The 18,538-nt window shown below is 40.1% G+C and carries 14 protein-coding genes and 4 pseudogenes; 6 read left to right on the top strand and 12 right to left on the bottom strand.

The window, feature by feature from the left end; genetic code table 11:
- The 3 genes and pseudogenes from HMPREF9957_RS13780 to HMPREF9957_RS13770 form a co-directional block, all read right to left on the bottom strand.
- A partial coding sequence (locus HMPREF9957_RS13780; protein WP_419992008.1) for a mucin-binding protein occupies positions 1–1,074 on the bottom strand: 1,074 nt, incomplete at its 3' end.
- A gap of 622 nt (positions 1,075–1,696) precedes the next feature.
- Positions 1,697–1,962 (bottom strand): annotated as a pseudogene (locus tag HMPREF9957_RS13775) (hypothetical protein).
- Positions 1,963–3,249: 1,287 nt separating this feature from the next.
- Positions 3,250–3,768, bottom strand: a pseudogene (locus HMPREF9957_RS13770) (YSIRK-type signal peptide-containing protein); the annotation flags it as partial.
- A gap of 447 nt (positions 3,769–4,215) precedes the next feature.
- Here HMPREF9957_RS13770 and HMPREF9957_RS06825 point away from each other — a divergent pair.
- The 5 genes and pseudogenes from HMPREF9957_RS06825 to HMPREF9957_RS06810 all read left to right on the top strand — a co-directional run bounded on the left by HMPREF9957_RS06825 (position 4,216) and on the right by HMPREF9957_RS06810 (position 9,248).
- Positions 4,216–5,199 (top strand): Rpn family recombination-promoting nuclease/putative transposase, encoded by a 984-nt coding sequence (locus HMPREF9957_RS06825; protein ID WP_000175243.1) that lies wholly within the window; start codon positions 4,216–4,218, stop codon positions 5,197–5,199.
- Positions 5,200–5,243: 44 nt separating this feature from the next.
- A pseudogene (locus HMPREF9957_RS0102365) lies at positions 5,244–5,588 on the top strand (Rpn family recombination-promoting nuclease/putative transposase); the annotation flags it as partial.
- A gap of 208 nt (positions 5,589–5,796) precedes the next feature.
- On the top strand, positions 5,797–6,747 hold the full coding sequence (locus HMPREF9957_RS06820; protein WP_000218318.1) for an Rpn family recombination-promoting nuclease/putative transposase: 951 nt from the start codon (positions 5,797–5,799) through the stop codon (positions 6,745–6,747).
- A gap of 324 nt (positions 6,748–7,071) precedes the next feature.
- Positions 7,072–8,790, top strand: a complete 1,719-nt coding sequence (locus tag HMPREF9957_RS06815) for a phospho-sugar mutase (protein ID WP_000121692.1) — start codon at positions 7,072–7,074, stop codon at positions 8,788–8,790.
- Between the two features lie 110 nt (positions 8,791–8,900).
- On the top strand, positions 8,901–9,248 hold the full coding sequence (locus HMPREF9957_RS06810; RefSeq protein ID WP_000434639.1) for a DUF6568 family protein: 348 nt from the start codon (positions 8,901–8,903) through the stop codon (positions 9,246–9,248).
- A 133-nt stretch (positions 9,249–9,381) separates the two neighbouring features.
- On the opposite strand, the pseudogene HMPREF9957_RS06805 reads toward HMPREF9957_RS06810, so the two are convergent.
- From HMPREF9957_RS06805 to yjbM, 9 genes and pseudogenes are all read right to left on the bottom strand, one after another.
- A pseudogene (locus tag HMPREF9957_RS06805) lies at positions 9,382–10,155 on the bottom strand (potassium channel family protein).
- 83 nt (positions 10,156–10,238) lie between these two features.
- Positions 10,239–11,048 (bottom strand): MBL fold metallo-hydrolase, encoded by an 810-nt coding sequence (locus HMPREF9957_RS06800; RefSeq protein ID WP_000004962.1) that lies wholly within the window; start codon positions 11,046–11,048, stop codon positions 10,239–10,241.
- Position 11,049: 1 nt separating this feature from the next.
- Positions 11,050–12,399: a cell wall metabolism sensor histidine kinase VicK gene (gene vicK, locus HMPREF9957_RS06795; protein ID WP_000886220.1), complete on the bottom strand. Its 1,350-nt coding sequence runs from the start codon at positions 12,397–12,399 to the stop codon at positions 11,050–11,052.
- Positions 12,392–13,096: a response regulator YycF gene (gene yycF, locus HMPREF9957_RS06790; RefSeq protein WP_000722068.1), complete on the bottom strand. Its 705-nt coding sequence runs from the start codon at positions 13,094–13,096 to the stop codon at positions 12,392–12,394. Before yycF ends, vicK begins: the two co-directional genes overlap by 8 nt.
- 55 nt (positions 13,097–13,151) lie before the next feature.
- Positions 13,152–14,327, bottom strand: coding sequence for an A/G-specific adenine glycosylase (gene mutY, locus HMPREF9957_RS06785; RefSeq protein WP_000886127.1), 1,176 nt, complete (start codon positions 14,325–14,327; stop codon positions 13,152–13,154).
- 82 nt (positions 14,328–14,409) lie between these two features.
- Positions 14,410–15,384 (bottom strand): phosphate acetyltransferase, encoded by a 975-nt coding sequence (pta, locus tag HMPREF9957_RS06780; RefSeq protein ID WP_000451582.1) that lies wholly within the window; start codon positions 15,382–15,384, stop codon positions 14,410–14,412.
- 43 nt (positions 15,385–15,427) lie between these two features.
- Positions 15,428–16,324 carry an RluA family pseudouridine synthase gene (locus HMPREF9957_RS06775; RefSeq protein WP_001209991.1) on the bottom strand — a complete coding sequence of 299 codons (897 nt, stop codon included), beginning with the start codon at positions 16,322–16,324 and terminating at the stop codon, positions 15,428–15,430.
- Entirely contained in the window at positions 16,321–17,139 is an 819-nt protein-coding gene (locus HMPREF9957_RS06770) for an NAD kinase (RefSeq protein ID WP_000799049.1), read from the bottom strand. The genes HMPREF9957_RS06775 and HMPREF9957_RS06770 overlap by 4 nt, the downstream gene beginning before the upstream one ends.
- A complete protein-coding gene (gene yjbM / locus HMPREF9957_RS06765; protein WP_000171690.1) occupies positions 17,123–17,794 on the bottom strand; it encodes a GTP diphosphokinase in 672 nt (223 codons plus the stop codon). Before yjbM ends, HMPREF9957_RS06770 begins: the two co-directional genes overlap by 17 nt.
- A gap of 128 nt (positions 17,795–17,922) precedes the next feature.
- Here yjbM and HMPREF9957_RS06760 point away from each other — a divergent pair, with 128 nt between their 5' ends.
- Positions 17,923–18,492, top strand: a complete 570-nt coding sequence (locus HMPREF9957_RS06760) for a CYTH domain-containing protein (RefSeq protein WP_000681278.1) — start codon at positions 17,923–17,925, stop codon at positions 18,490–18,492.
- The last annotated feature ends 46 nt before the right edge of the window (positions 18,493–18,538 follow it).

The following is an 18,538-nucleotide window of genomic DNA, read 5'->3' as shown; positions in this document are numbered from 1 at the left end:
ATCATTTGGATATGGGATTGGTGTTGGAGTTTTCCCTGGTATCTTCGGTACCCATGATCCTATCTTAGTGTATACAACTTCTCTAGTCATATTCGTTACTTCGCCGTTTGCAGTTGGCGCTGCTGGTGCATCTGTAACTTCCTTAAAATCTGCTACGTATCCAGCTAATACTGGAGTTTTTACTGGTGAAAAACTTGTAGCTGTATGCGTATCATCTGCAGTTGCTGTCCAACCACTATAAGTAACTGTTTTGCTAACTAAGTTATATGTTGCAGTACGTTTGTATAATACTTTGTCTACCTTTGTAGGTTGTGCATCTGCAATTTTTTCCCCGTCTGCAGTTTCTTTTTTAAAGTAATTAATTGTTCTCGTTACTTCTTTTTCTAAGTCGGATTTTGCTAATCCTGTTGTTGGCCATTTTGGTCCTTCTTCGTTATTCGGATCTACTGGATCATTTGGTTTTTTCGGTTCTGTTACATCAACTACTTTTTCTTTTACAGTAATCGTATATTCTTGACTTGGAGTTTGACCTTCTGCGTCTTCTATAGTATCAATTGTTTTATTACCAGTTGTAAATGTGTCTCCAATAATCTCATACCCAGCATTTTTCAGTGCTGTTATTCTAGTATTTACATCTGTTGAAGAGAATGTATCTCCCACATTACCTTCTAGCGTAATATCATCATATCCTGTTAACGCTGCTGTTACTGTCTCAGATACTTTTTTCTTGAAGTGAACGACACCTTTACCTGTTGTTGGCGTTACTGGTTTTACCGTTTCTTCATATACAAAAGTAACAACTTTATCGGTAGTGTCGATTGTTCCAGTTGTTGCTGCCGAACCAGTTGCTAAACCACCGTTATCAGCTACCAATCTATAATATTTGTCATCTGTTGTTGATAGTGTGCTATAAGCTCTATCTGTTACGTTGTAATCAGAATTGATAAGCACATCCTTAGCTGCTGTATATCTGTTTTCGCTATCTTTCTCACCAAATGCTTTATCGTTTTTGATGTTTGTGATTACATTTCCTGTTGCTTTGTCAACATATCGAACTTTCACATTCTTTGACATAGCCGATCTTATTTCAGATGTCTTCTTACTCTTGTTGATTTCTTCTATAATCTTATTTTTCTTATCTTCTGGAATATTCGACTTACTAATAATTCTTCTTGCTAATTCTTTAGATGGTCCTGTCGTATCTTGAAGAACTGAGAAATCGGCTAGAATTGGCATATTATACTGAATACGAGAACTTTGAGAGTTTACCCCAACTCTTTCATTATCAGATGGAATTACTTGTACAGTATACGATACAATATCCGCTCCTAAAGGAATGTCCGCAGTAGAGAAGTATCCTGGTTTTCCTAGTTTGCTATATCCAGGACCCACTGCTTCCTTAATTTTAGCCGACAGTTCTTCATCAGAAATCACATTCGTACGCTCAATCCCTTTGTCTACCCCTATAAAGCGGGAGAAGTGACTGAATTCTTCATCACCAGCTCTAGCCCAACCATTATTACGATTATTCGCTTTTGTATTTGTATTCTCACTATCAAAGGTTTGGGGATTAGCTTTATAGGCATCAGCACTTAGAGTTGCTGCTATATCTGACCCTTGAATACCAACTTCCTTACTACCGTTTCTAGCGGCAGTATATGTGTATTTATCTGTTTCAACTTCCAGCTGATCATCGTTAACATGATAGGTAATTTTCTTAGCACCTGGTATAAGAGTAGTGAGTAATCTGTATGCTCTGTCATCAGCTTTAGCTTGAGAACTACCTGAACTTAGCCAAGTTGGGGTATTAGGCGTATCTTTATCAGCATTTTTCAATAAAGTATTCAAGTCATTCGATAGCTTTGCAGTTGACTGAGATGTATTTGTGAAAGTTTTCTTCCACTCTGAATCTTTTTTCCCTGATTTTGCTATACTTAGGAAGTCTTCAGTAACATTCATCACAATATCGCCTTGTTTTTTAGCTTCTTCCGTAGCTTCTTCTACAATTTGATCGTATACTTTTTGTTGCTCTGGTGTATAATCTTTTTCTTTTGTTCTTCCTAATAATGGATTAGCTCTTACTTTCGGATTTTTAATTTTATTAACACGGTAATTAAACTCATCTTTTAAAAATTTCAAAATGTTTGCATGTGCCGCTTCAACATTCAAACCTTTCTTATACAACTCTTCATTCTGAACGATTTCAGCTACACGAGAAATAGTTTCATCATAAACTTGTGTTTCTTCACCCTTACTATTTTGAGCTTTAATGACTATTCGATAACTTCCTTTATTACCGTTAATATCTGAGATGTACCCTGTCACAAAATCAACACGAACACGACTTCCGTATTTAGTAGAAAAGGCTGTGAATTTCTTCTCTATCCCATTGTAGCCAACGACACCTGGAGAATATTTATTAAATTTATCCTTTTCTAAAAGCGGAAGCTTATTAAATTCAGTGTTACTCAAATTTGAACGTTCATTCGGAGTACGTGGATCATATGTAGAATGATCCGCTACAGTTTCAGTACGATTGGCACGTGTACGCCCTTTAACAAGCATCAGCATATAATCAAAACGACGATCTAAGGCTTGCTCATGCACATAGATGTTATCTAAGGCATCTGCCCCAAGCATACCACCTTGTTCCATGATTGGAATGCCCTCTGATGTTTCTCCTACTTTATGCCAACCTGTGAAGTAACCTTGTTCATTTTTTCTTCCGATAACGAATTTACCTTGGGTTCCATCTTTGTCAATGGCATGCCAACCACCAAAGTCATGAAGTTCTCTAATTTCACCCGGTTTAAGTGGTACACCCTCTGGATTCTCAGCGGTCTTATCAAATCGAAGTTCCTTTCCTAGAGTATCCATGTTTCTTAAATAAGAACGCTCGTTATTTTGGAAGTCATCCGGCATATGTTGGATAATTTTCCACATTTCTTCAACTGTAGCAGTATGACCAGGATCATCGAAACTTATGTGAGCATTCGGATCATGTGCTCCAGGCTCATTTCCTGTTGGTATAGATATCCCCGGTTGATCTGGTTGTACTGTAGACCCCTTACGTTCGGTTAGAGCGGAATTTAATGCTTCGTTATTTTCAGTTGAAGCTCCAGTTGGAGTCTCAGTTCCAGTAGAAGTATTAGAAGTTCCGTCAGCAGGAGGATTTCCTACATCTCTTTTTGAACGGCGACCTCTATTAGGCGTTGTTCCTGAATTTGATGGTGCAGATTCCTTTTTATAGTACACCAGCACTTCTTCAGATTCAGTTGACGATGTAACTTCTTTTGATTCTATAGTTGACTTGTCTGGCGCACCAAAACCATTTACTGTTGGTGAAGTTTGTGCTTCCCATTTCCCTGTTGACCACTCTTCTGTGCCTTGTTTACGTGTTAAGGTAACTGTTTGAATGACTGTAGCAGATACTTCTTTACTTTCATCAGAAGCATCTACATATTTAATGGTACGTGTAATCGTTTTCGTCTCTTCCTTAACAGAATGAACCGCTCCAGCTTGAAGCCCACCTGGATTTTGAGCAGCCACCGCCCCATAGCCATAGGAAGTCAGACCGTTAGGTCGGCTTGGCTCCGGGTCTGGAGACGGACTAGAGTGACTTGCACCTCCATCAGTATTAGTAGTATTCGTTTCCGCGTGTACCACACCTGCCCCCATGGCAAGGTAAAAAGCACCAATGACAACACTAGCTGCACCGACACTTACTTTTCGAATACTATATTTTAGTTGTTTATCAAATTTACCCATTTCAAACTCCATTTATATATATATATATATATTGTTATGCTATTTTCTGCATGATAGCATACAATCTCATCTAAATATTATACATCAAACAACTGTAAATTTCAAATTTTTTGATTGAAATGGAAGCTTAGCAGATAGACGATCTTTTTACCAAAACCAAAGATAGATTAGGAGTCCCTCATCAGTAAACCAACAGCAAAGATGAAGCCCCATCAGCCTTGCCCAGTCGTGTGCATCTAATGGGCTTGCTTCCTCCTATCAGAAAGCTCAGTCCTGTGCTTTGAGACCTTCCCAGCTTGCTTTAGGATTTTTACATTTATTTCTTTAAAAATGAGACAATTTGAGATTTTTTCTACCCTTTTTCTTATTTTTCCGAATAAATAGATAGAAGCATCAAATTTAGTAAAACTAGATTAAAAAATGTGCTATAATGAAAGGAGAGAAAGTATGACATTACGTCATCCGGGCATCAGCCCGACCAACGATTTGGTTGCTAAGAAAATCTTTAGCAACCCAGAAATCACTTGTCAATTTATTCGCGATATGCTGGACTTACCAGCTAAAAATGTAACTATTTTAGAGGGAAGCAATATTCACGTCTTGCCTTCTCTGCCCTATTCAGCACAAGATTTCTATACCAGTATAGATGTCTTGGCGGAGCTGGACAATGGGACACAAGTAATCATTGAGATTCAGGTACATCATCAGAATTTTTTCATCAATCGCCTATGGGCTTATCTATGTAGTCAGGTCAATCAAAATCTCGAAAAAATTCGCCAACAAGAAGGAAACACTCACCAGAGTTACAAACACATCGCACCAGTATACGCTATCGCAATCGTGGATAGCAACTACTTCTCAGATGACTTGGCTTTCCACAGTTTCAGCATGCGAGAGGACACGACGGGTGAAGTCTTAACCATCACAAACAATGGACAAGAAAACCATCTAGTCAAGATGGCATTCTTAGAACTAAAAAAGTACAGAGAAACCAGCAAAGACGAGGTTCGCAAACCGTGGTTGGAGTTTTTCGGCAACAAACCCTTTACCCAACAACCCGAGCGAGCCATCAGCCAAGCAGACCAACTGCTAGACTACAAGAGCTGGTCCGAGGAGGACAGGAAGATGTTTAGTCAATTACGTATGCGTGAAGAACAAGCCTTGTTAGCACAGGACTATGCCTTGGAACAAGCTGAGGAAAGAGGATTAGAACGTGGTCGCGCAGAGGGGATTGAACAAGGTTTAGAGCGTGGTCTTGAACGTGGTCGCGCAGAGGGGATTGAACAAGGACTTGAACGTGGACGAGCTGAAGGCATCGAACAGGGATTAAAAGTAGGTTTAGCAAATCTAGTTCGTCAAGGTATTCTGACTTCCGAGGTTGCCAGCCAGCAGTTAGGTATGACTGTCACTGAATTTGAGGCATTATTGTAAAATCATCACAATAATGAGTTCTTGGAACTAAAAAATACAGATAAACCAGCAAAGACAAGGTTCGCAAGCCATGGTTGGAGTTTTTCGGCAACAAGCCCTTTACCCAAGAACCCGAGCGAGCCATCAGCCAAGCAGACCAACTGCTGGACTACAAGAGCTGGTCCGAGGAGGACAGGAAGATGTTTAGTGAACAACGCAGACGCGAAGAACAAGCCTTGTTAGCACCGGACTATGCCTTGGAACAAGCTGAGGAAAGAGGATTAGAACGTGGAAAACTCTTTGCCTTCCTAGATATGGTCCGCCAAGGTCTTCTGACTTCTGAGATTGCCAGTCAGCAATTAGGTATGTCAGTATCCGAGTTTGAAGCATTGTTGGAAAAACATGAGTGAGAAATCTTTAAGCGTTATGCAATCTTAAAACAAACTAAAAGATAGCTAAATTTCTTGATGTAAAGAGTTTGGCTATCTTTTTTTACTTAATGTATTGTTATTTTCAAGAAAATTTGAACTTTTCCCTTTCTTTTCCGAATAAATAGATAGAAGCATCAAATCTAGCAAATTAGATTTAAAAATGTGCTATAATGAGAGGAGAAGAAATATGACTGTACGTCATCCGGGCATCAGCCCAACTAATGATTTGGTTGCTAAGAAGATTTTTAGCAACCCAGAAATCACTTGCCAATTTATCCGCGATATGCTGGACTTGCCAGCTAAAAATGTGACGATTTTGGAAGGGAGCAATATTCATGTCTTGCCTTCCCTGCCGTACTCGGCCCAGGATTTCTATACCAGTATAGACGTCTTAGCGGAATTGGATAATGGAACGCAAGTAATTATTGAGATTCAAGTGCATCATCAGAATTTTTTCATTAATCGCCTGTGGGCTTACTTGTGCAGTCAGGTTAATCAAAACCTCGAAAAAATTCGCCAACAAGAAGGAAACACTCACCAGAGTTACAAACACATCGCACCTGTTTACGCAATCGCAATTGTAGATAGCAACTACTTCTCAGATGACTTGGCTTTTCACAGTTTCAGCATGCGCGAGGACACGACAGGTGAGGTTTTAACCATTACCAATAACGGACAAGAAAACCATCTAGTCAAGATGGCGTTCTTGGAACTAAAAAAATATAGAGAAACCAGCAAAGATAGTATTCGCAAACCATGGTTAGAGTTTTTCGGGAATAAACCCTTTACTCAACAACCCGAGCGAGCCATCAGCCAAGCAGACCAACTGCTGGACTACAAGAGCTGGTCCGAGGAGGACAGAAAAATGTTTAGTCAACTACGTATGCGCGAAGAACAGGCCTTGTTGGCACAGGACTATGCCTTGGAACAAGCTGAGGAAAAAGGATTAGAACGTGGTCGTGCAGAAGGTATTGAACAAGGTTTAGAGCGTGGACGAGCTGAAGGCATCGAACAGGGATTAAAAGTAGGTTTAGCAAATCTAGTTCGTCAAGGTATTCTGACTTCCGAGGTTGCCAGCCAGCAGTTAGGTATGTCAGTATCTGAGTTTGAAGCCTTGCTGGAAGATTATCACCAATAACGGTCAAGAAAAACATCTAGTCAAGATGGCATTCTTGGAACTAAACATCTAGTCACAGATTACTCCAAACACTGTTTTGAGGTTGTGTATAAAGAGGCTGGGTAAAAGTCTTCTCATAATAAAACGTTTGGTATCAATGTTTTATTATGAGAAGACTTACTTTTTTACTGAGATTGAATTTTTCCTAGCCTCAACATCATATAAACCCAAAATTCAATCTGACCTGGTTTGAAGAGATTTTCGAAGCAGATAAGGTTTTACTAAAACTAAAAAAAATGATATAATCAAACTGATTAAATGTTTTAAAAATAAAGGAGAATTTTAATGTCTTACCAAGAAAATTACCAGAAATGGGTTGATTTTGCGGAGCTTCCTGACTACCTTCGTCAAGATTTGGAAAATATGGACGAAAAAACAAAGGAAGATGCCTTCTATACAAATCTTGAATTTGGTACTGCAGGTATGCGTGGCTTGATTGGCGCTGGTACAAACCGCATCAACATTTACGTTGTTCGCCAAGCTACTGAAGGATTGGCTCGTTTGATTGAGTCAAAAGGTGGAAACGAAAAAGAACGCGGTGTAGCAATCGCCTACGATAGTCGTCACTTCTCACCTGAGTTTGCCTTTGAATCTGCGGCAGTTCTTGCTAAACACGGTATCAAATCTTACGTATTTGAAAGCCTTCGTCCAACTCCAGAACTATCATTTGCAGTTCGTCATCTCAACTGCTTCGCAGGTATCATGGTTACAGCCAGCCACAACCCTGCTCCATTTAACGGTTACAAGGTTTACGGTGAAGACGGTGGACAAATGCCTCCACATGACGCGGACGCTTTGACTACTTATATCCGTGCAATCGAAAATCCATTTGCAGTTGAAGTTGCTGATGTGGAAACTGAAAAAGCTTCTGGCTTGATTGAAGTTATCGGTGAAGCTGTTGACGTAGAATACCTCAAAGAAGTGAAGGACGTTAACATCAACCCAGCCTTGATTGAAGAATTCGGTAAAGACATGAAGATTGTCTACACACCACTTCATGGTACTGGTGAAATGTTGGCTCGTCGTGCTCTTGCCCAAGCAGGATTTGACTCAGTTCAAGTTGTTGAAGCGCAAGCAACTGCTGATCCTGACTTCTCAACTGTAAAATCTCCGAACCCAGAAAGCCAAGCAGCCTTTGCCCTTGCTGAAGAACTTGGTCGTCAAGTTGGTGCAGATGTTCTTGTGGCAACTGACCCAGACGCTGACCGTGTTGGTGTTGAAGTTCTTCAAAAAGATGGTAGCTACCTCAACCTTTCAGGTAACCAAATCGGTGCTATCATGGCAAAATACATCTTGGAAGCCCACAAAAACGCTGGAACTCTTCCAGAAAACGCAGCCCTCTGCAAATCAATCGTATCAACTGACTTGGTAACGAAGATCGCTGAAAGCTACGGCGCAACTATGTTCAACGTCTTGACTGGTTTCAAATTTATTGCTGAAAAAATCCAAGAATTCGAAGAAAAACACAATCACACATACATGATGGGATTTGAAGAAAGCTTCGGTTACTTGATTAAACCATTCGTACGTGATAAAGATGCTATCCAAGCCGTTCTTGTCGTGGCTGAACTTGCTGCCTACTACCGTTCACGTGGTTTAACACTTGCAGACGGTATCGAAGAAATCTACAAAGAATACGGCTACTATGCAGAAAAGACAATCTCTGTTACTCTTTCTGGTGTTGACGGTGCTGAACAAATCAAAGCGATTATGGCTAAATTCCGTAACAATGCTCCAAAAGAATGGAATGCAACAGCTATCACGGTCGTAGAAGACTTCAAAGCTCAAACAGCTACTGCTGCTGACGGTACCGTTACAAACTTGACAACTCCTCCAAGTGATGTGTTGAAATACACACTTGCTGACGGTTCATGGATTGCCGTTCGCCCTTCAGGGACAGAACCAAAAATCAAGTTCTACATTGCAGTTGTAGGGGAAACCAACGAAGAATCACAAGCTAAGATTGCTAATATCGAAGCAGAAATCAATGCTTTTGTAAAATAAAGTCCTATAAAAGATGAGACAAACCAATCTCATCTTTTTTCGTATCAAATCTAAGCAATTTTAGAAACTTTATGGCATACTAGACTTATCAATGAAAGCGAGGTAATCTCATGGAACAATTTTTAGATAATATCAAAGACCTTGAAGTCACTACAGTTGCGCGTGCGCAAGAAGCTCTTGATAATAAAGAAACTGCAACTTTCTTTATCGGTCGCAAAACTTGCCCTTACTGCCGTAAATTTGCAGGTACATTGGCTGGTGTCATAGCTGAAACCAAAGCTCACATTTACTTCATCAATAGTGAAGAACCAAGCCAACTCAATGAGTTACAAGCATTCCGCTCACGCTACGGAATCCCAACTGTACCAGGCTTTGTTCACGTTGCAGATGGACAAATCAATGTCCGTTGCGACTCTTCAATGTCAGCACAAGAAATCAAGGACTTTGCTGGATTGTAAAAAATCAGCTAACAAGTCTTAAAATTACAAAAACGCATAATGTAAGGTGCAAAAACCTTGATATTATGCGTTTTATTGTATCAAGACTTGCTTGATTCCTCCTCAAATCAAGTTTTGTTTTGTCTCACCTTTATTATATTTTTTCAACTAAGTCTTTTATCATTCGATGTAATTCTTCTATCTTTTCAGATTGTTTCTCTAGTAATATTCTCTGACTAGACAATTCATCTTGAAGTTTATCAAGTTTTATCTGTTCATCTGGATTATCTTTTACAAAAAAGTTCGTCAAGGCACTTGTTAACATCCCTATTGTTCCAATACCGACAAGCATCAGTAAAACTGCTATCTATTTCCCAAAAAGGGAAACTGGAACAATATCACCATAACCAACAGTAGTTACTGTCACAAGAGCCCACCAAAGACTATCTGAGAATGATTTTTCTTCAACTACAGATAAAATTGAACTTCCTACTAGCGCGATAAATATATTAACATACAAGACATAAATCAGGCCATTTGTCCGTAAGAATCTACTAATTTTTCTTTCTAATTTACCTGTAAGTCCAATTATTCTAAGTAAACGAGTCAGTTTCAGTAATTTTGTCAGCCTTGCTAAGCGAAAGATACGCCCTAATCGAAACACTGTAAAAATAGCATTTAAAGGCAGGATAGCTAGCAGATCAAAGATATTTTCAATTATGAATCGCCATTTCCCTTTACTTAAAAAGAACCGCCAGCCATAATCTACCACAAAAACACCCCAGATTACTAAATCAATAATACTATAAGGCGGATTATCCAAATCAATCATCTCAGAAAATCCAAGTAATACCAGAATAACAGAGATTAAAGCAAGTAAAATAATCGTTGTGTCATAATAATCCTTAAATAACCATTTTCTTTTCACACTACTTCTCCTATGTTATTTTTGAACGTTATACCACAACAAATATCTACTAATTTATAAAAAGAAGGTCAATGCCTTCTTTTCTATATCTCTGTCAAGGGTGTTGCGGTATCTGGTGAGGTATCGTAAACCTTAAAGTCTACTCCAACTCCAAGATCAGCTTGTGCTAGCTGATTGACCATGGTCATGTGAGCCAGCTCCTTGATATTGTTTTCCTTGGATAGATGGCCAAGGTAGATTTTCTTAGTGCGGTTTCCCAAGGTACGAATCATTGCTTCAGCACCGTCCTCGTTAGAAAGGTGACCCAGATCCGATAGGATTCGTTGTTTGAGTCGCCAAGCGTAAGAACCTGCTCGTAAAATCTCTACATCATGGTTGGATTCGATAAGATAACCATCTGCATTTTCGACAATCCCTGCCATACGGTCACTAACATAACCTGTATCTGTCAAAAGGACAAAACTTTTATCATCTTTCATAAAGCGATAGAACTGCGGTGCGACTGCATCATGGCTTACACCGAAACTCTCGATGTCAATATCTCCAAAGGTTTTGGTTTTGCCCATCTCAAAGATATGCTTTTGCGAAGAATCCACCTTGCCAAGATATTTACTATTTTCCATAGCTTGCCAGGTCTTTTCATTGGCATAAAGATCCATACCATACTTGCGAGCCAAAACACCCACTCCATGGATATGGTCTGAATGCTCATGGGTAATCAAGATGGCATCCAGGTCTTCTGGTTTGCGGTTAATTTCAGCAAGTAGGCTAGTAATCTTTTTACCAGACAAGCCGGCATCCACTAAAAGCTTCTTTTTTGGGGTTTCCAGATAAAAGGAATTTCCACTGGAACCCGACGCTAAAATACTGTATTTAAAGCCTGTTTCACTCATTCTAGTCTTCTACTTCATCCTCCCATACTTCTTCTTTCACTGCATCCTTATCATAAGGGAGCACAATGGTAAAGGTCGATCCCTTACCGTATTCACTCTTAGCCCAAATAAAGCCCTTATGTTGTTTGATAATTTCTTTGGCAATAGACAGTCCTAGACCTGTACCACCTTGGGAACGACTTCTAGCACGATCTACACGATAGAAACGGTCAAAAATACGTGGCAAATCCTGCTTGGGAATCCCCAATCCCTGGTCTGAAATGGATAAAATCATCTGATCATCCGTTGTTTTCATGGTCACTGTGATTTTCCCACCATCTGGCGAATACTTGATGGCATTGTTGAGAATATTATCAATCACCTGTGTCATCTTATCTGTATCTATCTCTATCCAGACTGAGGTAATGGGGTAATCTCTCACCAGTTCGTATTTCTTCTCTTCATCCTGCCCTCTTATCTGATCAAAACGGTTGAGGATAAAGGTAATAAAGGCAGTGAAGTTAATCAGTTCCACATCCAAGTGACTGGTGGCGTTATCAATCCGTGAAAGATGAAGGAGGTCCGTCACCATACGCATCATACGGTTGGTTTCATCAAGAGAAACCTTGATAAAGTCTGGTGCTACAGTTTCACACAAAGCTCCCTCATCCAAGGCTTCAAGATAAGATTTAACACTGGTTAAGGGTGTCCGTAGCTCATGGCTAACATTGGAAACAAAGAGTCTTCGTTCGCGTTCTTCCTTTTCCTGCTCCGTCGTATCATGCAAAACAGCCACCAAACCTGAAATAAAGCCAGACTCTCTACGTATCAAGGCAAAGCGAACTCGAAGGTTCAAATATTCACCATTGATGTCTTGGGAATCTAGCAACAATTCTGGACTCTGGGTAATCAAATCACGCAATTCATAGTCTTCTTCTATCTTAAGTACTTCCAAAATGCTTCTATTCAGAACATCTTCTTTAACCAGCCCCAGTTGCTTCTTGGCTGTATCGTTAATCATGATAATCTGACCCCGACGATTGGTCGCAAGGACCCCATCTGTCATATAAAACAGAATACTATTTAGTCTCTTACTCTCTTGTTCTAGATTTTCCTGAGTGAGACGAATAACCTCCGACAAGTCATTCAAATTATTGGTAATATTGGTGATTTCAGACCCACCTTGCATATCAAGAACCTTTGAATAATCTCCTGCAATCAAATCTTTGACCTTTTGATTGATTTGCTTCAACCGAATATTATCACGTCTATTCTCCAGTAATAGGAGGGTCACAACAAGGATGAAACCTAACAAAATCAGGATAAAGATAAAATCTCTGGTAAAAATGGTTTGTTTCAGTAAATCAAGCATTATTTCTCATGTAATACCCTACACCACGGCGCGTCAAGATATACTCTGGTCGGCTAGGCGTATCTTCAATCTTCTCACGCAGACGTCGGACAGTCACATCAACTGTACGGACATCACCAAAATAGTCATAACCCCAGACAGTCTCAAGCAAGTGTTCGCGCGTAATGACTTGACCTGTATGCGATGCCAAATGATACAAAAGCTCAAACTCACGGTGGGTTAAGTCTAGTTCTTCGCCATATTTTTTAGCCACGTAGGCGTCTGGAATAATTTCTAAATCCCCAATTTGGATAGGCTGAGGTTTGCTATCTGCTTCCTGCCCATCTACTGGCATAGGTTGAGAACGACGCAGCAAAGCTTTAACACGCGCCTGCAACTCACGATTGGAGAAGGGTTTGGTTACATAGTCATCTGCACCAAGCTCTAAACCGATAACCTTATCAAATTCGCTATCCTTAGCTGACAGCATGATAATAGGCACACTACTAGTCTTCCGAATAGTCTTCGCAACTTCTAAGCCATCAATTTCTGGAAGCATCAAATCCAAAATAATAATATCTGGTTGCTCTGCTTCAAATTGCTCTAGCGCTTCACGACCGTTAAAAGCAGTTACAACCTCGTAACCTTCCTTGGTCATATTAAACTTGATAATATCCGAGATTGGTTTCTCATCATCTACAATTAGTATTTTTTTCATATGTTCACCTTTTTCTCTACTATTATACCAAAAAAATAACAAGAAGACACGATAGCTAGTCTTTGCTACTGTCTAAGTTGGCTTTTGCATAAGCCTGCCAGATTTTTTGTTGGGGTTTTGCAAGTGGGTAATTCTTAAACTCTTCTGGTGAAAGCCAGCGAACTTCCCTATCTGAAAAGTCATGGAAGTCACTTACCTGACCTGCTGCAATTTGAACATGCCATTTACGATGACTAAAGACATGCTTGACAGTCTCAAAATAAGTATCAAACCAATCAACATCTAGGTCATAGTCCTGCTGGAAACTCTCCTCTGGACTGGGGCCAAAGTTCACACTTTCTTCTGCAACCTGATGAAAGAGGTCAAACTGCTCTTCTTGCGAAAAGTTATCAACTTCTATCAAGGGGAAATGCCAAAAACCTGCCAAGAGCTTTTCACTTTCATTTTTTTCAAGTAAAAATTGTCCCTGAGAATTTTTCACAACTAAGGCTTTAAGATAAATGGGAACTGGCTTTTTCTTTGGTGCCTTAATTGGATAACGGTCCATGGTTCCATTCTGATATGCAGCACTAAAGTCCTTCACCGGACTCTCTTCTGGCCTAGGATTTACAGGAGCCTCAATATCAGACCCTAAATCCATCAAAGCTTGATTAAAGTCGCCTGGCCGTTCTGGGTCAATCAGGATTTCCATCATTGCCTGAAAAATTTTTCGATTACTTGGAATCCCAATATCGTGATTGACTTCAAACAGACGCGCCAAGACCCGCATAACATTACCATCTACAGCTGGCTCAGGCAAGTTAAAAGCAATACTGGAAATGGCTCCTGCAGTGTAAGGACCAATCCCTTTCAAGCTGGAAATTCCTTCATAGGTATTTGGAAATTGGCCACCAAAGTCAGTCATAATCTGCTGAGCTGCAGCCTGCATATTACGAACTCGAGAATAATATCCCAGTCCCTCCCAAGCCTTCAACAAACGCTCTTCAGGGGCAATTGCCAAACTTTCCACTGTTGGAAACCAGTCCAAGAAACGTTCGTAATAAGGAATAACCGTATCCACCCTAGTCTGCTGGAGCATAATTTCAGAAACCCAGATATGATAAGGATTTTTACTTCTACGCCACGGTAAATCTCTTTTGTTTTCATCATACCAAGTGAGGAGTTTCTGACGAAAAGAAACAATCTTCTCCTCCGGCCACATGGCAATACCATATTCTTTCAAATCTAACATATCTCTAGTATAACACAGAAGATTCTAACTGTCCTTTTCCTAGTATTAAAAAGCCTCTTCCCAAAGGAAAGAGGACTAAATCTTATTGATGAACAGCTTGGGCTGCTGTGATAAGGGTCAACTTGTAAACATCATCTGCATTACATCCACGAGAAAGGTCGTTAACTGGCTTGTTCAAACCTTGCAAAACAGGACCTACTGCCGCAAAGCCACCAAGACGTTCAGCCATCTTGTATCCGATATTTCCTGCCTCGATACCTGGGAAGATGAAGACATTTGCTTGACCAGCTACCGTACTTCCAGGAGCTTTCAAAGCTGCAGTTTCAGGAACAAAGGCTGCATCAAATTGCAACTCACCATCGATTTCAAGGTCAGGGCGCAAGTCGTGAGCAATTTTAGTTGCTTCAACGACCTTATCAACGCTTTCACCAAAACCTGAACCTTTAGTAGAATAGCTTAGCATAGCAATTTTAGGCTCGATTCCAAACATCTTAGCTGTGATTGCTGAGTTGATGGCAATTTCAGCCAAAGCTTCTGCATCTGGATTGATGTTGATAGCACAGTCTCCAAATAGGTAACGTTCAGAGCCACGAACCATGAGGAAGGCACCTGAAGTACGAGTTACATTTGGACGAGTTTTGATGATTTGAAGGGCTGGACGAACTGTTGAAGCAGTTGAATGAATCGCACCTGACACCATTCCATCAACCAAGCCCAAGTAAACCAACATAACACCAAAGTAGTTTACATCTTCAACCAAAACCTTGCGTGCCTCTTCTTCAGACATTTTGCCCTTGCGACGCTCCACTAGAGCAGCAACCATTTCTTCAAATTGAGGATAATGTTGAGGGTCAATAACTTCATAACCATCCATAATCCCTTCAATTTCAAGATAAATTTTAATTTTTTCAGGATTTCCAAGCAAAACAGGAATCACTTCTGTTTCTTTTACCAAGCGTTTAGTCGCTTGAAGAATACGTGGCTCTTCCCCTTCAGGGAGAACGATACGAGCATTTTTACCAACCAAGTTGGCTTTGAGACTTTCAAAAACTTCCATGAGTTTTCTCCTTTAAGATAATAATTATACTCTGAATCAGTTTTTATAGAGTATTAGTTGATAACTGGGTAATAAGGTTACTGAAATCATCCGGCAAGGGGCTTTCTAACTGCAAGTCTTGCTCTAAAAATGGATGATAAAAAGATAGGTAATGGCAATGCAGGGCCTGACGTTGGATGCCGTCGTCCAGACTACCACCGTACAAATCATCTCCCAACAAAGGAAAACCAATATGAGAAAAATGGACTCGGATTTGGTGGGTTCGTCCAGTGTGCAGGCGAATGTCTACCAAATGAATATTCCCATAAGATGCTACAATCTTGTAAGAAGTATGAGCATACTTTCCACCTTTAGCTACGCGTCTTGTAATAATGGAGTCTTCATCACGCGCAATCGGGGCAATAATTTCCCCCTCTGACTCCAAGTATCCATCTCCTTTAACCAAAGCAAAGTAACGTTTTTCAATGGACTTCTTCTGCAACTGCTTGTCTAATCGTGCATGGGCATAGCCATGCTTGGCAAAAAGCATCAAGCCAGAAGTGTCCCTATCAAGTCTGGTCACAATGTGAACCTGCTGATTTTCATAATTTTGCTTGACGTAGTAACCCTTGATAAAATTGGCAACGGTATTAGAGTGATTGACACTAGGAATAGAAGCCACTCCATAGGGTTTATTCAAGACTAGAAAATGATCATCCTCATAGAGAATATCCAGTGGGCGCTCGATAGCTTCCAGAGTTTCAAAGCCTTCCTCGGCGGGAATATCAATAGTAACACGGTCCCCGATATCTAATAGATAGGTTGCATTTTGCGGTTGGTCATTGACCAGAATAGCTCCACCTCGAAACTTAATCTTGGCCAGAAGTCCCTTAGAAACCTCGTGCTTTTTTAAGAAGGTCTTAACCTTGACATGTTCATCTGCGATAAATTCAAACCTCATTCGTCCACCTCGCCGATAAAGGCATCCTTAACGCGGTTCCAGAAACTGGTATGGCTAGGAGTCGCGACAAAGTGAATCTTATGATGATCAATTTGATACTCGATTCGCTCGATACTACGAAAAGAATAGACACTATTGTCAACCGAAATGGTGTGGTAATCATTTCTTGTTGGAATGAGTTCAATCTTATCCTTCTTAGGCACAATAATGGAAGAGCCCAGCGTTCGATAGACACGATTATTAAGGCTGGCAATCTCCGTTAATTGCAAAGCTTCAATGGTAGGGTGTAACACTGCACCACCAAGAGACTTGTTATAGGCAGTGCTACCAGTCGGTGTCGAAACTGTTAAGCCATCTCCGCGAAAACGTTCAAAGGGAACACCATTGATGACAATATCTGCCACCATGGTTCGATCGGACCTGCGGATGCTGGCTTCATTGAGGGCACGAAAAATCTTGACCTCTCCATTTCCAAGAAAAACCTTCACATTCAAAACCGGATAAGAAACCCTTGCTCCGGTATCCAACTGCAAATTGGTCATTAACTTATCCAACTCAAAATCACGATAATCGGTATAAAAGCCCAGATGTCCTGTATGAAGACCGATAAAGCGTACCTTATCAAGTTGGTCTTCGTACTTATGAAAGGCCGACAAGAGCATGCCATCTCCACCAATGGAAATGACAATGTCCGGACTGCTATCGTTGAGTATAAACTGATTTCTCTTCAAACGATCTCGCAATTCATACAAAACCCTTTGACTCTGCGGTTTTCTATTGGCTATCAGGTCAATTCGTTTACCTGTATTCTTCATCTGTATCGTCACTGTTTCCTACACCGTCATTTAATTTTCTACTCAAGGGATCAAAAAGTGCCTGAGCTTCTTGGATATCATCTCGAATTTTACCCATTTCTTCATCCAACTGATGGGCGATTCTAGCTGTAATTTCCAGTCGCTTCTTAATCTCCTCTGGGAAATCCCCTTGGTACTTGTAGTTGAGAGAATGTTCTATCGTTGCCCAAAAATTCATGGCCAAAGTACGAATTTGAATTTCTGCCAAAATAGTCTTAGCTCCATTGATGGTATCAACCGTATATTCTACTACCACATGATAGGAACGATAGCCTGATGCTTTTCTATGAGTAATGTAATCTCGCTCCTGTATGATTCGCATATCCTGACGCTTGTGCAAAATCTCCACTACTTCCTTGACGTCATCTACAAACTGAACCATCACACGTAAGCCAGCAATATCCTGCAAATCGTGTTCTAAGGTCGCATAAGTAATGCCACGACGAACCATTTTTTCTTTGATGCTCTCAATTGGCTTGACCCGACCTGTCACAAACTCAATCGGAGAATGCTTATTTTGCTTACGATATTGCTTCCGAATACCACGTAGTTTAATCTTTAACTCACCAACAGCTTGAATGTAAGGATCTAGAAATTCTTCCCATTCTAAGGTCATATATTCTCCCTTGTTCTCATATTATCCTTCAAAAATATCTTTGATTTTTTCTCCAGATTCATATACAATAAATACAATGCTTATTATACCATAAATCCGCTTTCAACGATAAAGAAAAGGTAAGAAAAATGAAACATTTAGAAATTGAATTGAAAACACTCTTGAAAAAAGATGAATACAATCGTCTAAAGGACCAGTTCACAGACGTCACTCCTGTTCTTCAAAAAAATTACTACATAGACACGCCTGATTTTGAACTGCGAGAAAAGAAAGTTGCTATGCGCATTCGAACCTTTGAAGACTGGGCAGAATTGACACTCAAAGTCCCACACAGTGTTGGAAACATGGAATACAATCAAAAATTGCAACTAAAAGATGCTGAAAACTATCTGAGCAAGAAAAAACTTCCTCAAGGGCTTGTGCTAGATGAATTGGCGAAACATGGTATTAAAACAAGTGAATGGCAGATCCTTGGTTGTCTAACGACACTTCGCTATGAAATGCAAACAGCTATTGGTCTCATGGCACTGGACGAGAGTCAGTACTTTGATATTACAGATTACGAATTAGAACTTGAAGTGGAAAATCATGAGCAAGGCAAACAGGATTTCCAACAATTTTTAGAGGAAAATCAGATTTCCTATCAAAAAGCTCCTTCAAAATTGGTTCGATTTGTCAAAAGCATGAAAAATAGCTGAAATAATCTCCATTTTTTGGTAAAATAGAAAAGATAAAAATACACAC

It is taken from the genome of Streptococcus mitis SK1080, from assembly GCF_000220085.1.
In the GTDB taxonomy this organism is placed as follows: domain Bacteria; phylum Bacillota; class Bacilli; order Lactobacillales; family Streptococcaceae; genus Streptococcus; species Streptococcus mitis_K.
This window is presented reverse-complemented; position numbering and strand designations above follow the sequence as displayed.